General features: G+C 39.5%; 21 protein-coding genes and 1 riboswitch. Of the genes, 5 read left to right on the top strand and 16 right to left on the bottom strand.

The genetic code is table 11. The features are described from left to right. Positions 1-178 precede the first annotated feature (178 nt). Positions 179-1,636 carry a catalase gene (locus VXN63_RS11515; protein ID WP_327758210.1) on the bottom strand — a complete coding sequence of 486 codons (1,458 nt, stop codon included), beginning with the start codon at positions 1,634-1,636 and terminating at the stop codon, positions 179-181. A gap of 177 nt (positions 1,637-1,813) precedes the next feature. Here VXN63_RS11515 and VXN63_RS11510 point away from each other — a divergent pair, with 177 nt between their 5' ends. Then, complete coding sequence (locus VXN63_RS11510; protein ID WP_327758209.1) at positions 1,814-2,371, top strand: hypothetical protein; 558 nt, start codon at positions 1,814-1,816, stop codon at positions 2,369-2,371. Positions 2,372-2,462: 91 nt separating this feature from the next. Here VXN63_RS11510 and tenA read toward each other — a convergent pair whose 3' ends face one another. Genes tenA through thiW form a run of 4 tightly spaced genes read right to left on the bottom strand, consistent with a single transcriptional unit; the run spans position 2,463 to position 5,088 of the window. Then, positions 2,463-3,134 carry a thiaminase II gene (gene tenA, locus VXN63_RS11505; protein ID WP_327758208.1) on the bottom strand — a complete coding sequence of 224 codons (672 nt, stop codon included), beginning with the start codon at positions 3,132-3,134 and terminating at the stop codon, positions 2,463-2,465. Between the two features lie 28 nt (positions 3,135-3,162). Then, on the bottom strand, positions 3,163-3,813 hold the full coding sequence (gene thiE, locus VXN63_RS11500) for a thiamine phosphate synthase (RefSeq protein WP_327758207.1): 651 nt from the start codon (positions 3,811-3,813) through the stop codon (positions 3,163-3,165). Next, entirely contained in the window at positions 3,801-4,616 is an 816-nt protein-coding gene (locus VXN63_RS11495) for a hydroxyethylthiazole kinase (RefSeq protein WP_327758206.1), read from the bottom strand. The genes thiE and VXN63_RS11495 overlap by 13 nt, the downstream gene beginning before the upstream one ends. Next, the gene (thiW, locus tag VXN63_RS11490; RefSeq protein WP_327758214.1) at positions 4,600-5,088 is read right to left on the bottom strand and encodes an energy coupling factor transporter S component ThiW; all 489 of its coding nucleotides are present in this window, start codon (positions 5,086-5,088) and stop codon (positions 4,600-4,602) included. Before thiW ends, VXN63_RS11495 begins: the two co-directional genes overlap by 17 nt. A gap of 131 nt (positions 5,089-5,219) precedes the next feature. Continuing rightward, positions 5,220-5,309, bottom strand: a riboswitch (TPP riboswitch). A gap of 167 nt (positions 5,310-5,476) precedes the next feature. Here thiW and msrA point away from each other — a divergent pair. Further along, positions 5,477-6,310 (top strand): peptide-methionine (S)-S-oxide reductase MsrA, encoded by an 834-nt coding sequence (gene msrA / locus VXN63_RS11485; RefSeq protein ID WP_442915312.1) that lies wholly within the window; start codon positions 5,477-5,479, stop codon positions 6,308-6,310. Positions 6,311-6,428: 118 nt separating this feature from the next. Here msrA and spxB read toward each other — a convergent pair whose 3' ends face one another. Beyond that, entirely contained in the window at positions 6,429-8,267 is a 1,839-nt protein-coding gene (gene spxB, locus VXN63_RS11480) for a pyruvate oxidase (protein WP_327758205.1), read from the bottom strand. A 240-nt stretch (positions 8,268-8,507) separates the two neighbouring features. Here spxB and VXN63_RS11475 point away from each other — a divergent pair, with 240 nt between their 5' ends. After that, the gene (locus tag VXN63_RS11475; RefSeq protein ID WP_327758204.1) at positions 8,508-8,939 is read left to right on the top strand and encodes an N-acetyltransferase; all 432 of its coding nucleotides are present in this window, start codon (positions 8,508-8,510) and stop codon (positions 8,937-8,939) included. 125 nt (positions 8,940-9,064) lie between these two features. Here VXN63_RS11475 and VXN63_RS11470 read toward each other — a convergent pair whose 3' ends face one another. From VXN63_RS11470 to VXN63_RS11450, 5 genes are all read right to left on the bottom strand, one after another. Next, entirely contained in the window at positions 9,065-9,190 is a 126-nt protein-coding gene (locus tag VXN63_RS11470) for a hypothetical protein (protein ID WP_327758203.1), read from the bottom strand. Positions 9,191-9,301: 111 nt separating this feature from the next. Beyond that, positions 9,302-9,694, bottom strand: a complete 393-nt coding sequence (rpsI, locus tag VXN63_RS11465; RefSeq protein WP_208559754.1) for a 30S ribosomal protein S9 — start codon at positions 9,692-9,694, stop codon at positions 9,302-9,304. 13 nt (positions 9,695-9,707) lie between these two features. Next, positions 9,708-10,151, bottom strand: coding sequence for a 50S ribosomal protein L13 (gene rplM, locus VXN63_RS11460; RefSeq protein ID WP_305067567.1), 444 nt, complete (start codon positions 10,149-10,151; stop codon positions 9,708-9,710). A 328-nt stretch (positions 10,152-10,479) separates the two neighbouring features. Then, a complete protein-coding gene (locus tag VXN63_RS11455) occupies positions 10,480-10,767 on the bottom strand; it encodes a YkvA family protein (protein ID WP_327758202.1) in 288 nt (95 codons plus the stop codon). Between the two features lie 193 nt (positions 10,768-10,960). Next, complete coding sequence (locus tag VXN63_RS11450; protein ID WP_327758201.1) at positions 10,961-11,809, bottom strand: MBL fold metallo-hydrolase; 849 nt, start codon at positions 11,807-11,809, stop codon at positions 10,961-10,963. 228 nt (positions 11,810-12,037) lie between these two features. On the opposite strand from VXN63_RS11450, the gene VXN63_RS11445 reads away from it, so the two are divergent. Continuing rightward, the gene (locus VXN63_RS11445) at positions 12,038-12,580 is read left to right on the top strand and encodes a hypothetical protein (protein WP_327758200.1); all 543 of its coding nucleotides are present in this window, start codon (positions 12,038-12,040) and stop codon (positions 12,578-12,580) included. 1 nt (position 12,581) lies between these two features. Here VXN63_RS11445 and VXN63_RS11440 read toward each other — a convergent pair whose 3' ends face one another. Both VXN63_RS11440 and srtB read right to left on the bottom strand, forming a co-directional pair. Next, positions 12,582-12,911, bottom strand: coding sequence for a hypothetical protein (locus tag VXN63_RS11440; protein WP_327758199.1), 330 nt, complete (start codon positions 12,909-12,911; stop codon positions 12,582-12,584). Between the two features lie 134 nt (positions 12,912-13,045). After that, a complete protein-coding gene (srtB, locus tag VXN63_RS11435; RefSeq protein WP_327758198.1) occupies positions 13,046-13,798 on the bottom strand; it encodes a class B sortase in 753 nt (250 codons plus the stop codon). Between the two features lie 132 nt (positions 13,799-13,930). Between srtB and VXN63_RS11430 the strand changes: the two genes are divergently transcribed. Then, positions 13,931-14,572 carry a fasciclin domain-containing protein gene (locus VXN63_RS11430; protein WP_327758197.1) on the top strand — a complete coding sequence of 214 codons (642 nt, stop codon included), beginning with the start codon at positions 13,931-13,933 and terminating at the stop codon, positions 14,570-14,572. A gap of 96 nt (positions 14,573-14,668) precedes the next feature. Here VXN63_RS11430 and VXN63_RS11425 read toward each other — a convergent pair whose 3' ends face one another. The 3 genes from VXN63_RS11425 to truA all read right to left on the bottom strand — a co-directional run bounded on the left by VXN63_RS11425 (position 14,669) and on the right by truA (position 17,179). Continuing rightward, complete coding sequence (locus VXN63_RS11425; RefSeq protein ID WP_327758196.1) at positions 14,669-15,571, bottom strand: mechanosensitive ion channel family protein; 903 nt, start codon at positions 15,569-15,571, stop codon at positions 14,669-14,671. 90 nt (positions 15,572-15,661) lie between these two features. Continuing rightward, complete coding sequence (locus VXN63_RS11420) at positions 15,662-16,393, bottom strand: nucleoside/nucleotide kinase family protein (RefSeq protein WP_327758195.1); 732 nt, start codon at positions 16,391-16,393, stop codon at positions 15,662-15,664. A 30-nt stretch (positions 16,394-16,423) separates the two neighbouring features. Then, positions 16,424-17,179 (bottom strand): tRNA pseudouridine(38-40) synthase TruA, encoded by a 756-nt coding sequence (gene truA / locus VXN63_RS11415; protein WP_327758194.1) that lies wholly within the window; start codon positions 17,177-17,179, stop codon positions 16,424-16,426. Positions 17,180-17,245 lie beyond the last annotated feature (66 nt).

Raw genomic sequence — 17,245 nt, 5'->3', positions numbered from 1 at the left:
TAGCTTTATTCTTCACCAACGCCATTTGACATAGAACCAAAAAAACGACCCTTTTAATGATTAAAAGGGTCGCTGTTTCGATTATTTGTTATTTTACTTGCCATCGTTTTTTTCGGCACACCATTGCTCAGTGCTAAACTGTTTTAGATAAAAAACTTTTAGCTTTTAAAATCTCTATTTAAAGAGTTGAAACGTCTATATCCAGATGCTGCGCAACACCTTTTGCTAATTCAGGTGTCACTAACTCAAATAATTTCAGTTGACGTTCAACAATCTGCTGATCACGTACGCCGCTTAAATGGTCTGCAAAGTTTTTATATAAACGACTACGTTCTTCCTCATCCAGTACTTCCAAAATCAATTGTCTTGGTTGTGAAAAATGATCGTCATTATCGTAAGGAACACTGTTGGCTTCTCCTGAAACTTTAAAAGGTTTCATGTTATCTTCTCTTGATTCTTTTATATTGTCGTAACTATTCGGCTCATAGTTCACGGCACTTCCACCATTATTGTAGGCCATACTCCCTCCACGTTGGTGGTTTTTGACCTCTTCTTTAGGTGCATTAATCGGTAGCTGATTATGATTTGCACCAATACGGTAACGGTGAGCGTCAGAATAAGCGAACAGTCTTCCTTGTAGCATTTTATCTGGAGACGCTTCGACTCCTGGTACAAAGTTACCTGGTGAGAATGCTGACTGTTCTACTTCCGCAAAATAATTTTCAGGATTACGGTCTAATACCATTTTCCCAACTTCAATCAAAGGATAATCTTTATGAGACCAGACTTTAGTAATATCAAATGGGTCATATGCATATTGAACCGCTTCTTCTTCAGGCATGATTTGTACTTTTAATGTCCAAGAAGGATAGTCGCCTTCAGCAATCGCATTAAATAGATCTTCCGTATGGTAATCAGGATGATCTCCGGCAATTTTCCCAGCAACTTCAGGGTCCATGTTTTTAACCCCTTGGTCTGATCTAAAGTGATACTTCACCCAGAAAGATTCTCCTTCAGCGTTTACCCACTTAAAGGTATGACTACCGTATCCATGCATATGGCGCAAGGTAGCAGGAATACCACGGTCAGTATGGAGTATGGTAATTTGATGTAACGATTCTGGTGATAGTGACCAAAAATCCCATACCATATTTGCATCTTTTAAGTTTGTTTGTGGATTTCTTTTTTGTGTATGAATAAAATCAGGAAACTTTATTGCGTCTCGAATAAAGAATATCGGTGTATTATTTCCTACGATATCGTAGTTTCCTTCGTCCGTGTAAAATTTAACCGCAAAACCGCGTGGGTCACGTACTGTATCAGATGATCCCAATTCACCAGCAACGGTAGAAAAACGGATAAACATTGGCGTCTCTTTACCTTTTTCAGCAAGAAAATCAGCTTTAGTGTATTGGACAATATCTGGATTCGTCACGGTAAACCGACCATGTGCCCCTGCACCTTTGGCATGTACGACACGTTCAGGAACACGTTCACGATTAAAGTGGGCTAATTTTTCTAATAAATGAATATCTTGAATTAAAACAGGTCCGTTATTACCTGCTGTAACTGAATTTTGATTATCTCCAACTGGAGCACCTGTAGAAGTCGTTAATTTATTATTGCGTTCTATCACTATGTATCTCTCCCTACTTTTTGCTAACTTTTTTATTATAATTGATACAATCTAAGAAATGCAACCGTAGATTTAAAAGTCACTTTGATTTTCTATTTATATTGAATTGACTACAAACATATGTTAACTTAAACTTATAGACTTTTGTTTGAAATTATATTAAGGAGATTGGTACATATGAAAAAATCACATTCTATTATACTTGCACTGACTTTTACAGCACTCGCTTCAATTATGCTGTTTGCACTTTTAAAAGATGTTTTACCTGCTTATGCTAATCATGGTAGTTCTATGGTTGTGGGTACACTAGCATACATCACTATGGGTGGTATAGTTATTCTTTCTTCATTGAAAAACAAACAATTAGGAGGAGCTGGAGTCATTGCGACTTTAGGATTTGTTTTTTCGCACATCCTTATTGAGGCACGTTTATTCTCTTCTATAGGAATATCTGGCATAACGAATCCATTTGGATATGCTGCTATCGGTGCTTTATTACTTGCCGGTGCATCCTATTTAGTAAGTAAAGTACATTTTCTGTCTCAATTGACTTTGTATGTAAATGGGTTAATGGTAGCTGGAACTACGTTGGTTTATTACCATGTTGCTTCATTAGCACCTATCAGAGAATCCTTCTTGTTTTTTGTACCTTTTACCCTATTTTGTATCTGGACGGTTACCCAGTACGGTCTGCAAGTATCTCAAGCATTTAAAACGCGACTACAACCTGCTTAATATTAGCTACTAGAAAGGCCCCTTTCCTACTACCGGAAAGGGGCCTTTCTTATTTTTAAGGGCATACATAAAAGTTAACTTTTATGTTAAATTACCAATCTTTTTTCAACCACATTTCTTTTCTATACGCCATTTCCCAAAATGCATATTCCATCTCACTACTAATTACAAAAGCCTCCATCATCTGTGCTTGTTCGTCAGGTGAACTCGACTCGTATAGTTCATCTAAAATGGCTCTTTCCAGTTTTACATGTTCTTGCGCTTCAACACCTGCGTAAGTTTCGATCCATCTCTGATAGATCGGAACCGGCGACTGATTGGTGATCAAAGTGTCTCCTAATTCCTGGTACAACCAAGCACAGGGCAACATACTTGCAGCTGCACTATTAATCGTTCCTTCAAGCAATTGTCGGTACATATGTGATACATAGTGATACGCTGTCGGTGCAATCGGTGTAGCACGGACTTCTTCGTCTGTAATACCGAGTTCAGAGAAGAACGTTTCTCTAATCGCAATCTCTCCTAGCGACAAGTTTCCCGCATTCTCTACGAGTAAAGCTTTTAGTGCTGGATGGTTTGTTTTCTCAGCGATCAATGCATAAAGTTCACTAAAATGTTTCAAGTAATAATGATCTTGGATCAAGTAATAACGAAAGATTTCTGAATCCAAGATTCCCGCTTGTAATTCTGTGATGAAAGGATGGTTAAAACTACCTTCCCATGAAGCAGAAGCGGCTTTTTTGGCGTTGAGTGTAAAAGACATGAAAAACCTCCACTGTATATTGTTTAGACTACTCGCTTATCTTAGATTCTATGATCTCCACTACCGCTTTTTTAAGCTGTTGTGTTTTCTGAGCGACGTCTTCGGCTAGCATCAGTTCTGTGACAACAGAGACACCTGCAATACCCGTATGGCGAAGTGAATCAATATTATTTTCCTTCAGCCCACCAATCGCTACAATTGGAATCTCAACGGACGAAACGATTGTTTTCAGTGTTTCGATAGACGTACGTGCTGGATTTTTCTTTGTCTTGGTTGGGTATATTGCGCCAACTCCTAGGTAATCTGCGCCAGCTTTTTCTGCTTCTCTTGCGCGTTCAACATCTTTTGCAGAAACACCGAGTATTTTGTCGTTTCCAATCAGTCTGCGAACGACTTCTATTGGTAATTCGTCGTCACCAATATGAACACCCGCAGCATCAACCGCTAGGCAGATATCGACTCGGTCATTGATGATCAAAGGAACGTCAAAACGGTCTGTTAGGTCTTTCACCTTTTGAGCTAATCTATAAAAATCATTTGTCGTTGCTTCTTTTTCACGCAGCTGCACGAGTGTTACGCCATTTCCACAAGCGGTTTTGATCACATTTAAAAAAGAATCTTCGTCAAAATCGTATCTTCCTGTTACAAGGTAAAGAGTTAGTTCTTTCATTTTTCCCATCCTTTCACTGATTGGTTCCAGTTTTCTTCCATCAAGAGTGATAGATGGTTTAATGTTTGAAAGCGGAAATCGGCAAGTCCATTGCTTTGGGACTTGGCTTTCTCACCACAAAGATTGAAGTAACTGACTGCGCCGATTACGGCATCGAATGGATCTTGACCGTCTCCTAAGAGTGCCGCAATCAGTGCCCCAACAATATCACCTGTTCCTGTGAATCGATCGAGCTCTTCGACACCATTAGAAAGCATCACAGTGCGGTCATGCGATACGACGATATCTTTTGGTCCGGTCGCTAAGAAAGTCGTATAGGGATAATATTGACTCATCTCTTTCAAGGCATCGATCAGTTCGTTCAGACTTTCTTCTCCCTGATCCAGTTCGTTGCCGTCAACACCTCGTCCATGACTCGTTAATTCGCAGAAATTTCTCAGTTCTGAAGTGTTTCCTTTTACAACAGTTGGATGGTTCTCAACTAGCGCAAGGCTGACTTGATTACGGATATCACTAACGCCATAACCAACTAGATCAACGACTGTCGGCTTCTTCGTTTCTTTTGCGTAGCGACTTGCTTCTAGCAGACTAATCTGACGTTTTTCTGAAAGATGTCCAAGGTTTAAAAGCAAAGCGTCCGTTTGAGTAAAAAGCTGTTTAAATTCTCTAGAGTCATCTGCCATGATCGGTTTAGCTCCTACGTAAAGCAGCGCATTCGCCATCGACTCACAAGTGATTTCATTGGTAATGCATTGTACTAATGGAGACTGTTTTAATGGGAACTGATTCGAAAGGTCATGATTTAATGCCATGAAGCGGACCTCCTATAAATAATTTCTGAGTACGTTTGAAAGTAGACGTTTCTTTTAATTTGACTAGCACTAAAAAGGCCATTACAGAACCAATCAAAGTCGCTCCAACAAATCTTGGCGTGTAAATAAACCAGTACAAACTCTGTTGGCTACCAGTGAACCAAACCATCACGGGATAAGAAAGTAGTGAACCAATGATACCTGTTCCAATAATCTCTCCCGCCATCGACCAGTACATATTTCGGCCGAATTTATAAAATACCCCAGCTAAGAAAGCTCCAAATACGGCCCCCGTTAAAGCCAGTGGTGGAATGCCTAAAAGTAACATACGAATCAGGCCGCATATTAAAGCCATCAGCGTTCCGTATAGCGGACCGAGTAAAACACCCGCAATAATATTCATGACGCTAGACATGGGCGCCATTCCTTCGATTCGCATCAATGGTGACAACACCACGTCTAATGCAATCATCAATGCTAGTAAGGTCAATCTGTGGATTCGATTTTTTTCCACGTAAAAAAACTCCTTTCTGCGAAAAGCAAAAGGAGTGCGGTCTGAGACAGACGGAGTCATACAATCAAAATAAAACGATTGCATAAAATCAGTCTACAACTACATTTCCCTGCGCCAGTCCTAACTGTATCAGGTTCAATGGGTATAATCTCAGCTAAATAGCACCCCAAATGTTCTTTTCAATTGATTAGAGTATAGCACACTTTTTTTGATGGGACTACAGGCTTATAAATAAATACAGGATTCTCGCTCATTTAATCTTTCTTAAATTAATTTTCAAGAAAATTACGGTATACTAACGGTAACGATTATTGACTAAACGAATGAACTCTAAGGCGGTATACGTATGAACATGAATCAAGAAGTACTGTTAGCGAATCTCTATAACTTGATCCTTAATCCAGCGACACGTGATTGGGAGCGTTCTTTACTTTCAGAAACAAAAGATCGCCTAGATGATGGAAAAAGTGTGGAAAGTCATCTTTCAAAAATCGAGGCCGATCTACGTCCTCTGGCGCTGAGGAGTAATCTCACACCTGACGTGATGGATTTTTACAACCTGATTACTGGTAATTTAAAAACAGATACTTTGTTTGATATAGACAACCACACCGTTGACGATGAAAATAATCAGGACAGTGCCATTTTTGCTGGTGGTTGTTTCTGGTGTATGGTAGAACCATTTGAGACAAGAGAAGGCATCATTTCCGTTTTATCTGGCTATACAGGGGGACACGTTGACCACCCTACTTATGACCAAGTCAGCGGTGATTATACGGGACATGTAGAAGCTGTGGAAATTATTTTTGATACGCGCATGATTCAGTACGCCGATCTTGTGGACCTTTACTGGCAGCTAACAGATCCTACCGATGCACATGGTCAGTTCGCAGACCGTGGTGAACGTTACCGTCCGATTATATTTTACCGCAATGAAGCTCAACACAAAATTGCCACGGAATCCAAAAAACGTGTGATCGACTCGAACAAATATACGAAACCAATCGTTACTGCAATCGAACCAGCCAGTACTTTCTGGCCTGCAGAAAACTATCACCAGCAATTCTATAAAAAGAACCGTAAACGATATAAAAGTATGGAACAATCGCGCCGTCAGTTTTTGTTTTTTCAGCGATTGCGTGGGAAAGTGCACGCTAAACTTAACGGATTCAAAAAGTAGAAGTGATATTTAATGGTTTATTATTTTGTAATTAAACTCAAAAGTTTTCTTCAGTATAAACATGTGCTCTAATTATAAGAAAAGAACCCCAACGAGTGAGGTTCTTTAAAGACTTTACTTAAATTTGATCTTCTGTATTCACGATTGAATCGTCTTGTTTCGATTTTCCTCCACGCTCGTATACTTTAACCTCTAATCCTTCTTCTTCTAAGAATTGACCGAAAGGAATAAGGTCTTGTGCTTCATAGCGTTCTTTGAACTCGTTGATTTCTTCTTCTGAGTAAAGTTTCGGATCTAGTCTCAGACGCTCAACCGGTATCGGACGATCATTACTGATTTTGACGTCAATCACTACTGTACGTCCAGATTTTTCCAAATCAACCGCTTTTTGGAAGGTTTCTTCTAACTCACTGATTTCTTTAACGGTAAAACCAACCGCTCCTTGCGCTTCACCGAATTTAGCGTAATCAGAAGATTGGAAATCTACGCCAAAATAATAGTGGTTTGTATCTTCTTGTTCTGCTTTAATGAAGGCATATTCTTCATTGGAGAAGACAACGTGAATACTTGGTAATTTGTGTTGAACAGTTGTGATAATGTCTTGCATTACCATTGAAAAGGCACCATCACCAGTCAGATCCCACACTTGCCTATTCGGGAAGGATTTCTTCGCTGCAATAGCCCCTGGTAGTCCGCTTCCCATCGTTGCGAACACGCCTGACGTTCTCCACATATTTTTCGGTGTCATTTTCAAATGACGTATAGAAGTTTGAGTGGTATTCCCAACATCTGTAGAGTAAATGGCATCATCGTCCGCCACTTTGTTTATAGCATTATAGGCTTGATACACCTGCAGTTTACCTTCTGTTTTCTTTTCAAGCTTATCAATATAAGCAGCCCAGTTTTTAACATTTTTTATATTAGCACGATACCATGCACTTTCTTGTTTTTCAGAGATCCTATCTGTGATCGAGCGAATCGCTGATCCAGCGTCTCCTAAAATCGCTACATCAACTGGATGTCTTTTCCCTAATTTATAGGGATCGATATCGATTTGAATGAACTTATCAATGTTATCAAACACACCCGTTACCTCAGTAAAAGGATAGTTACTTCCTGCAAACAATACTACATCTGCTTCTTCAAACACTTCCACCGCTGGTTTTCGTGCGACTCGGTTTGCGGATCCCAGTAAAGCTTCGAAGTCATGTGGAAAATTGTCATAGTTTAAACCAGTAATAGCGACTGGCGCTTTCAACTTACGAGACAGCCCCATGACTGCATCGCCATTTCCTCGTGTTCCGATTCCGGCATATATGACCGGGCGTTTTGCATTTTCCAAGATTTTAGCTGCATCTTCAATATCTTTTTCATCTGGTATGGAATACGTTGGTGTACGACGAGCATTGGCAGATGAATACCAGCTATCGTTGTCTATTTCAACCCATCCATAACTGACTGGCACCTCTACAACCGCTACTCCATTTCGGGTAATCGCTGTACGAATCGCTTCATCCATGACTTTTGGTAACTGTTCCGCGTACGCTACCCGACGATTGTATATCGCTACATCAGCAAATAACGGATTATGATTCATTTCCTGAAAGGCATCCATATTGATTTCATTTTCTGCACGCTGCCCAATAATCGCTAACATCGGTACGCCATCTTCTCGAGCATCATATAAACCATTCATCAAATGCGTCGCTCCAGGTCCACCTGAACCAAAGACTACGCCGATTTCTCCACTGAATTTCGCCTGCATAGATGCTGCGATTGCACCAACTTCTTCGTGACGCACTTGAATAAAATCCATTTTCGTCTCTTCATGCTTCAGTGCATCCATCCAAGAGTTTAAAGATCCTGCCGGTAATCCGTAAATCTGTTTGACGCCCCAGCTTTCCAATACCTTGATTGCTGCAACGGCTGCTTCGATTTTCCCATTGTTTTCAGTCATAATTTACTAATCCTCCCACTAGTTAGTGTTTTCGGTTAAGTTTATTGTCTCAAACATTGGCTTATGCATTTTTAGAATACACCCACTAAGTCAATCATTCAAAGATTTAGGGCTGAGAGCATAAATATAAAAGACTCCAAATCGAAGATCATTTCACTCAAAAATTGCTCAAATACCCATTAACTTGTTATAATTCATTTATATCAATTCACCTATAATAGAAGGGAAATAAACCATTTTATGAAGATTAGAGAAAGCCATCAAGTAGATCTAGATTACCTAGTAGATATCTGGTACGAGGCTTCGCTTGATGCTCATGATTTCATTGCACCAAATTACTGGAGAGAACAGCAGGTCGTAATGAAAGAGAAGTACCTACCGCTATCTGAAACGTATGTTATATCAGAAGGGAACGGCATTGTAGGATTTGTCTCCTTGGTAGACGATTATTTGGCTGCACTGTTTATTGATGTGAATGTTCAAGGCGAGGGATATGGAAAAGCACTACTCAATTTTGTTAAAGATCAAAGAGATTTTATCCAATTAACTGTTTATAAAAAGAATCAGAATGCTGTAGATTTCTATTTGAAGAATCATTTTTCTATTAAAGAACAATCTATCGACCACCAAACTTCTGAAGAAGAATACGTGATGCACTGGATCAAAAACTAATTCCTTCTTTTCGTTTAGTGAATGTAACAAGATGTAAGTGATTTTCATCTTTATAGATTACAAAAAAAGACACTTCCCAAAAGGAAAGCATCTTATAATAGACCATATTCTAACTTGCTCCGTTATTATTTATGAATAACCGGTGCTTTACGCATATATTTCTGGTCGTTCTTTGGTGTGCGATTATATTCGGACTTTCCGCCACCTTGTTTTTTCTTGATCAGTTCTAGCATTTTCTCTTTTGGAGTCATTGTTTCCACCACCTTGAATAGTAAAAGAAAAAAGCATCAGCAAGATGCCAATGCTTTTTCTTCGTTCTGTATTGTATCTGTAGGCGAATAAACTCGCAACAGGTCCAAATATTAACGTTTTGAGAATTGTGGAGATTTACGGGCTTTTTTACGACCTGGTTTTTTACGCTCAACCATACGAGGGTCACGCGTTAATAGTCCAGCCGCTTTAAGTGCTCCGCGGAAATCTGGGTCTACTGTTAATAGTGCACGAGAGATTCCGTGACGAGCAGCGCCTGCTTGTCCTGCGAATCCTCCACCATGAACGTTGACTTTAATGTCATAGCTTTCAACTGTATCAGTAAGAGCAAGTGGTTGTCTTACGATTAGGTGCAAGTGTTCAAAGTTTAAATATTCAGTAATATCTTTACCGTTGAATGTGATTTTACCAGAACCTGGAGTCATGATTACTCGAGCTGTAGAGTTTTTACGACGGCCAGTTCCGAAATATTGTACTTGAGCCAATGAATGTCCCTCCTTAAATTAAGTTCGTGATGTCTAGTGTTTCTGGAAGTTGAGCTTGGTGTTTGTGCTCAGGTCCAGCGTATACATGTAATTTTTTAACTTGAGTACGTCCTAAAGAGTTATGCGGAAGCATTCCTTTAATAGACAATTCAATTAGTCTTTCAGGTTTTTCAGCACGTAGAGTTCCAGCAGATACTTGTTTCAATCCACCTGGGAATCCTGAGTGACGAGAATAGATCTTGTCACTAGCTTTGTTACCTGTTAATTTGATTTTCTCAGCATTTACTACGATTACGTTATCGCCAGTGTCGACGTGTGGTGTATACGTAGGTTTGTTTTTTCCGCGAAGAATAGATGCAACGACTGCTGAAAGACGTCCCAATGGGATATCTGTAGCGTCAACTACAAACCATCTACGCTCGATGTTGCTTTCATTCGCCATAAAAGTTGTACGCACGATCTTGACCTCCATAAATTCATTTTCGATTTCAGTTATTGTGATTTCAATCTTGCTCTAATGTATTTAGTCTTGTGAATAGTACCAGAACTTTCTTGATCAGAGCTTCGTTTTGTTTGTGACCTAACAAGTTTCCGGGGCTTATCATGGTGGCAAACAATACCATTTAACATAATACCGCGAATGTATAGATAAGTCAACTCCATATCAATCTTTTTTCAATAAAACCGACAAAGATTTAGTAGATAGATTATGGAGCACCTATAGATATAAAAAAGAAGCCCTTCCTCCAATAGAAAGAACTTCTTTCATAGCCTGTCACAAGTTGTTATGAATCAAATCGTTCTGCTTCTTTTTCTACACGTTCGACGATACTCTTCTGACTTTTTGAAAGAACTCTTTCTGCGATGATCAGCAAAATCGGAATCAAAATATCATCTGCATATCCTACCACCGGAATAAAATCTGGAACTAAGTCGATGGGACTGACAATATAAAGGAGAATCCCTAGTACGATCCATTTCTTTCTTTTTTCTATTTTAGTATCAAATAACGAAGTTACCAAAGGTTTAATTTGTGTCATGGGCGTCAGCCTTTGCTTTTTAAACTGTTTCATTTATCAACACTCCATTTTATAAATTTTCACGATTCTTTTTTCGCACTATTTTAGTATAAAACGTCGCATTCGATATTAAATCAGTCTTAAGGATGATTTTTTTATGGTAGATTTATTGACCATTTTTTCTTCATCCAATCTATTCAGACAAAAAAAAGGAACAGAAATCACTTCTGTTCCTTGGTCACTTCATTTAATCTGCTTCTGTATCCTCTACGAACTTGCCGTGACTCGGCAGAGCTTCTTCTTCCCAATGATTGATCAGGTTTTTTAACCCGTCGGTCAATTCTTGTCCACTCATTGGATGACCATGTCCTGTCACTGCATGTTCTGGTCTAAGATCTTTCAGTTTGATGACTGATTCCTTAGCCGAGGTCCAGTCCGGAGTTAGATAGCGCGGCGGTCCGCTGACGATTTCTTTCTGAGTCAGAACATCATACAAATTTTCTTGTCTGGTCGTGACAAATGCATCAGCTGCAATTAAAAAACGGTCTCTTTCTCTGAATAAAGCGACTTGTCCTTCAGTATGTCCGGGCACTGAGAGCCATCTGAATTCCGGCAAAAACGGTACGGTTCCGTTTTCCGGTAACGGTCGAATTCGGTCATCTAATTCTATAGGATCTGTAGGGAAGAATTTAGAGGTCTTCAAAATGAGTCCGCCTTCTGCCTGATAATCTGGTTCAGGGTAACTGTTTTTGCCGGTCAAGTAAGGCATTTCTTTTTCCTCTGCATATACCGGTACATCCCATCTCTCAACCAATTCAATAACCGTTCCAACATGGTCAAAATGTCCATGAGTCAGTATAATGGCTTTCGGTCTTGCATCAGACCCGAACCGTTCTTGAGCTGCTTCAATGATTTTGTTGGAGCGACCATACATACCTGTGTCCACAATGACAAATGACTCTTCTTTTGGATTTCCAATGAAAAGCACATTAACGATTTGATCGACATATACATATACATCAGGTAAGAATTCTGTCCCTTTCCCAGAATCTTTACTGTAAACCGGAATCTTCTTATAATCCTCTCCATACTTCATTGACATGCCCTCCTTTTAGATTTTAATAGAGACCTTTTATCCTACTAAACAGGTTCTCACACAAATTAGACGAGCTTTTGTGAATACACACTTTGTTTTTTCTCTGCTTTCTTCTCGAACGTTTGAGTTTATTCTATTAAAATAATCATAGGCTTCTCCTATACCCTTCGAGTATACTAACGATATACATAAAATCAAATGATTGCATTTACAGAAGGGAGTTTATTCATGCGTAAGCCTTTCATACGCTCTTTCGCTATCGTACTTATTTCAGCAGCACTTCTGGTGATCTTTTCTTTTGGATATATCTATTCCCGGTTTAATGATGTAGGCATGCTAGAATATTTAACGTCTTATGGCGGATTTGTTTTGTGTATCGTACTCATCTTCTTTTTTATTCGGTTATGTTTGTTGAGTAAACACTTCAAATTCTGGGAAAAAGCAGCTCTTAGATTAACTTCTTTTATCATCTCGTTCTTTGTTATCTTAGTATTTTTTACGGCTATAGATAGAACGATTGGTGGTTCACTTATCGTTCCTACTCCTGACAACAATGGACAAGAGTATTCTTTTACAATAACAGATAGAGATACGTCGCAATTTAATATGGACTCCACTTCACCCGTTGACTCGAATCTATTGCGTCAAAAGATTATTGTCCCTGCTGAAATGGTTGGTGACTATGAAGAAAATACACAGTACGTTGTCTCTTATTTTTATATCGATTTAGGGTCACTTGGATTCTATTACAAGGTCAATCAAGTCAATTAGTCTATTTCCTTTTACGTTTTGCATCTCGCTCATGTACAAACAAATGAATCACACCCAAAACAAAAATGAATAGAAAGACCAGTGTTGACCATCCGTCCCCTGATATCCCGAATCGATCAATGAGTACACCACTTTGAAAAAGTAGCGTGCCCGCTGCGATCACTAACAAAAAAGAGTTCAATAAAATATATGTCTGTGAAGGAATTTTATTCTTTAAAAACACACTGTAGAGTAAATTGAATCCCACCACGACTGCTAGTACAATCAAAACAGTACCAAGCTCGAATAGATTGCTTTCGCTGCTCGTTGACATCCCTATAAGCATTTGCATTATTGAACCACCTTTAACGAATTTATAATATGTATAGTATAATCCACTTCAGTTAAAATGATAGTGTCCAATCCTACGCACCTAAAAAGACGAAGCTGCGTCTAGGCTTCGTCTTTTCTTTTGAACTCTTTTTTCTACTTGATCTCTTTTGCATGAATATATAGCCGCCCATCATCTACACCGTAATTACAGGTTATAAGCGTCAGCAAATGATCATTTTCTTCAAAAGTGGACTCAACCTCATGCATTGACTCGCTTTTCACCTTATTATAGTAAGCTTCAAACTCACCATCTTCAAAACTTGTTTGGATATACTCAGCTTGTGCCGGCGCGACATGGACCGAAATAATCTCATACGTCCGGTCCGTATAAGGATCATTAAAAGAAATCGTCGGGTTCTCCTTTAAAAAAGCTTCATCCAAATACTTTTCTAAATCGGCGAACATCTGATTGTAAGCATTGTAGTGACCATATAGAATCAGATTCTTGTCGTACCCCATCCCCACATTTCGGTAATCCATGAAAATAGCGCCCAAGACATCTGGCTCTTTATAGAAATTGTGTGATAGATAAAATGCGTTATCTTCTCCTCTGACGACCGGGTAGTCGACGTTGGTCTGGTTGACCTGCAGCCAACCGGTATAGTCTGGGTTCAACTTGTAATATTCAGCATAAGGATTGTCTTCAATGTCGTAAACGATGGATTCATTAACAATATCTATGTTTTTTTCATTTTCTGATTCTGGTGTCGTTTCAGCTACTTGCCTTTCTACTTTCATCTCTGGAACAGAGACAGCGTTCATTTGCGGGATTACAGTATAACTATAATACCCTACAAGCAATAAAAAGACTGTACCTAGCATTGTTAGTAACCCTTTTCTTTTCATTAGTCTCCGTCCTTTCAAACGTTTGTTATTTAATAAAGTGTTGTTCTTGACAGCGGTTACGCATAAGCTTATTATAAGGAAGTGAAGTTGGTAAAGCCATCTTTACAACTTATACTAAGGGAGTGTTCAGCAGTGAAGAAATTTGTCAAAGCACTAATGTCTTTTGTCGCTTTATTCGCACTCACATTCACCCTATCCCCCAACACAGCCGCAGCAGAAACCGATGAACCTACACAAGATATTACAGAAATCGCTATGGGTAATGAGGACTTCAGCATCCTCGTCACCGCTTTACAAAAAGCTGGACTTGTTGAAACTTTACAAGGTGACGGACCCTTTACGGTCTTCGCACCAACAAATGCTGCTTTTGAAGCGCTACTTGCTGATTTAGATATCACAGCAGAAGAATTACTTGCACAACCAGACTTAGCAAAAGTGTTAACTTACCACGTCGTTCCTGGTGCCGTTATGGCTGGAGATTTAACGGATGGTATGGAAGCAGAAACTGTTAATGGAGAAATGGTCATGTTTGATTTAAGTGGAGATCCTATGGTAAATGATGCCATGATTACCGCAACAGATATGGCTGCTACAAATGGTGTTGTTCACGTTATTGATAAAGTACTCGTTCCTTCTGACTTCACGTTACAAGAAGTAGATATGGATGAAATGACTGTTGCACAAACCGGTATTGAATCAAGCACTTGGATTGCTATCTCAATCATCGCGATTGGTTCATTATTCGTACTCGTTTATGTTAAAAAGCAGGCATAAGTCCTAATTAAACCATTAAAAAAGCGACCTAGAAGCTGCGGATTTCTCGCCTTCCAGATCGCTTTATTTGTGTCTTGTAACCAAAACAACTTAAGATTAGCTATTTCGACCTTCTTTAGGTGTTTCCTCATGAACAATTTCAAATGTCTCAGAAGCGAGTTCAATTCTATCTTCATATTCTCCAAAACGCTCAAGAATCGACATAAAAATATGATCTCTGCTAATCCGTCTCTTTCTTGTATCTACAATGTACCGCAAACTTAATGTGATCCAGTTATCATCAAAAGAAATAAAGACTTGTGGCTCAAGTGAAGCATTTTCGATACGGTATCTACGCTTCATATTTCCCCAGTCTTCCTCGGCCTTAGCGTTGTAGGTTCCAATTTCTTTTTCCGCTATCTCTAACACCAGTTTTCTAGCGAGTTTGATATCTGACTTGAAGCGAATGGGAATATGAATTTCATCCCACAAGAACTTGAAATCAGCTGTATAATTATAGACGGGAGATGTGAAGATATAACTGTTCGCTACTCGGACGATTCTTCCAGTATATTGATCCCCTTCTACCCACTCACCCATTTCCATCAAAGTCGTCCGCAAAAGACCGATATCCACAACATCGCCCTTGGTTCCACCTAGCAGTACTCTGTCTCCTGTTTTAAAGAAGTCGCCGAACATAATCGCAAACCACCCAGCAAAACTCACGATGACTTCTCTTAACGCATAGGTAATCCCAGCTCCAGCAAGTCCTATTGCCGTTGTAAATCCACTGAGATCTGTCCCGAATATATAAACAAAAGCAATAACCAGTATCCCATTGGTCAGCCATTTAGCCACTTTTCGAGTCACGTACCAGTTTTCTGATTCATTGAATTGTTTATATAAGCGATTCAGCGCAAACTTTCTGATCATCAATAGACACACAATAATCACTGCAAATATTAGGATGTTAGCAATCAACGGATAAGCTTCTGTATATTGATTGATCCATTCTCTCATAGTAAGATTCCTTTCTAGTCCCTTTGACTCATTCATCTCACTACTATGGTAACAGGTTACCGTCTTTAAAGTCTCATGACAGCTCTCTTCTTAATCTTTCTTTAGTGTACCTTCTTTTTGCATCCGCCAGTATATATCCGGTTCACTGTGATGTTCCAATACTCTTCTCACATTCTTTTGATCACTATTTTTATAAAAGGCAACTGCAGCTTCTTTACTCAATCCACCCATCATTTTGCGCTGAATCAAGCGCGGTTCTAGTACGGCTTCTCCCGCCTCTATGAATACTGATAGGTCTGCCATTTGTTTCAGATCCCGCCAGCCTGGTTCATCTAAAAGCAGCCAATTCCCTTCGACAAGCACGATATCTCCATCTACTCTCAAACGCTCAGAACTGACATCATGTAGCTTTCGATCATAGATCGGCCACTCGATCATTTCAGATTGTTTAAGCAGCGACAGACACCTTTTGAGCGATCTAAAGTCGAATGACTCTGGACTACCTTTAACTTCCTTTAAAAATACGGCTTCTCCATTTATCAAAGCCTTATGCTCAGCTAAATAGGCACGGTCAAAATGAAACCCATCAATAGAAATTGATTGAAAGGTAAAAGGATAAGCTCGATCTTTATGTAATTTTTCCAGATACTGACTTAACGTTGTCTTCCCTGTTCCAGGAGGTGCTGCCAAATAAACAACAATCCGCCTGTCCGTCTTTTCCTTCAAAGTCACGAGTTGATCCAGTAATGGTATCAGGACATCTTCTTGTTCGCTAGTTGAATACTCTACATCAATTTCAAGACCATTGACCTTCATTTTCATTGTCCTATACTCCCTTTCGACTAAATTCGTTCAGTCTTCGTAGTACACTTCCATCATGCATAATCCCTTTGGGGCAACGGTTGGGCCTGCGACTGTACGGTCCTTCGCTTCAAGGATTTTAGGGATATCCTCTACCGGTCTTCTCCCATCCGCAACTTGCAGGACCGTTCCGACAATAATCCGAATCATATTGTAGAGAAAGCCATTTCCACGGAACGTAAAGACCCACTCTTTTGTCCGGTCATCGATTTCAACACTCGCTTCATAAATGGTTCTAGTTTTGTCTTCCTTATCTGACTGGGCAGAAGCGAAACTCGTAAAATCATGTGTTCCTTCCAAATACTTTAAAGCTTGCTTTGTACGTTTCAAGTCCATTTCAAATGGATGGTGGTGCGCGTATAAGCGTGTAAAGGGGTCTTCCAGTTTATGATTGTCTACACGGTACTGATAGGTTTTCCCTTCAGCCAAATACTGAGAATGAAACTGATCATCCACGATATCCGATTCGTATACTACGATATCATCTGGACTCAATGCATTTAACGCACGTAGCATTCCATCAGCTGGAATGGCCTTCGGGTAGTCGAAATGAATGACTTGTCCTCTAGCATGGACTCCTGCATCTGTTCTGCCGGCTCCTTTGATGCGGATGAAAGTCCCTTTAGACATGGTATTTAGTGCCTTTTCAATTTCTCCTTGCACAGTTCTTTTGTTTGGCTGCACCTGAAAACCTGAAAAGTTTGTGCCATCATAAGCCAGTTTCAATCTGTATCTTGTATTTTCCAAATCTAACAGCTTCCTTTACTTTTTTATACAGAAAAAGGATAAAGACTTACATCCTTATCCTCTCCC

The sequence above is a fragment of the Marinilactibacillus sp. XAAS-LB27 genome (assembly GCF_036039175.1).
Classification (GTDB): Bacteria; Bacillota; Bacilli; order Lactobacillales; family Carnobacteriaceae_A; genus Marinilactibacillus.
The sequence above is the reverse complement of the archived record's forward strand: the minus strand, read 5'-3'. Positions and strand labels throughout refer to the sequence as shown.

Excerpts from the sequence above, each read along its gene's own strand:
- VXN63_RS11440 (WP_327758199.1), bottom strand. The coding sequence starts at position 12,911 with ATGCAAATGCTTATAGGGATGTCAACGAGCAGCGAAAGCAATCTATTC.
- VXN63_RS11450 (WP_327758201.1), bottom strand. The coding sequence starts at position 11,809 with ATGAAGTATGGAGAGGATTATAAGAAGATTCCGGTTTACAGTAAAGAT.
- thiE (WP_327758207.1), bottom strand. The coding sequence starts at position 3,813 with ATGGGAAAAATGAAAGAACTAACTCTTTACCTTGTAACAGGAAGATAC.
- VXN63_RS11495 (WP_327758206.1), bottom strand. The coding sequence starts at position 4,616 with ATGGCATTAAATCATGACCTTTCGAATCAGTTCCCATTAAAACAGTCT.
- msrA (WP_442915312.1), top strand. The coding sequence starts at position 5,477 with ATGAACATGAATCAAGAAGTACTGTTAGCGAATCTCTATAACTTGATC.
- thiW (WP_327758214.1), bottom strand. The coding sequence starts at position 5,088 with ATGATTGCATTAGACGTGGTGTTGTCACCATTGATGCGAATCGAAGGA.
- spxB (WP_327758205.1), bottom strand. The coding sequence starts at position 8,267 with ATGACTGAAAACAATGGGAAAATCGAAGCAGCCGTTGCAGCAATCAAG.
- VXN63_RS11425 (WP_327758196.1), bottom strand. The coding sequence starts at position 15,571 with ATGAGAGAATGGATCAATCAATATACAGAAGCTTATCCGTTGATTGCT.
- VXN63_RS11470 (WP_327758203.1), bottom strand. The coding sequence starts at position 9,190 with ATGACTCCAAAAGAGAAAATGCTAGAACTGATCAAGAAAAAACAAGGT.
- srtB (WP_327758198.1), bottom strand. The coding sequence starts at position 13,798 with ATGAAAAGAAAAGGGTTACTAACAATGCTAGGTACAGTCTTTTTATTG.
- VXN63_RS11475 (WP_327758204.1), top strand. The coding sequence starts at position 8,508 with ATGAAGATTAGAGAAAGCCATCAAGTAGATCTAGATTACCTAGTAGAT.
- VXN63_RS11420 (WP_327758195.1), bottom strand. The coding sequence starts at position 16,393 with ATGAAAATGAAGGTCAATGGTCTTGAAATTGATGTAGAGTATTCAACT.
- VXN63_RS11445 (WP_327758200.1), top strand. The coding sequence starts at position 12,038 with ATGCGTAAGCCTTTCATACGCTCTTTCGCTATCGTACTTATTTCAGCA.
- tenA (WP_327758208.1), bottom strand. The coding sequence starts at position 3,134 with ATGTCTTTTACACTCAACGCCAAAAAAGCCGCTTCTGCTTCATGGGAA.
- VXN63_RS11510 (WP_327758209.1), top strand. The coding sequence starts at position 1,814 with ATGAAAAAATCACATTCTATTATACTTGCACTGACTTTTACAGCACTC.
- VXN63_RS11455 (WP_327758202.1), bottom strand. The coding sequence starts at position 10,767 with ATGAAACAGTTTAAAAAGCAAAGGCTGACGCCCATGACACAAATTAAA.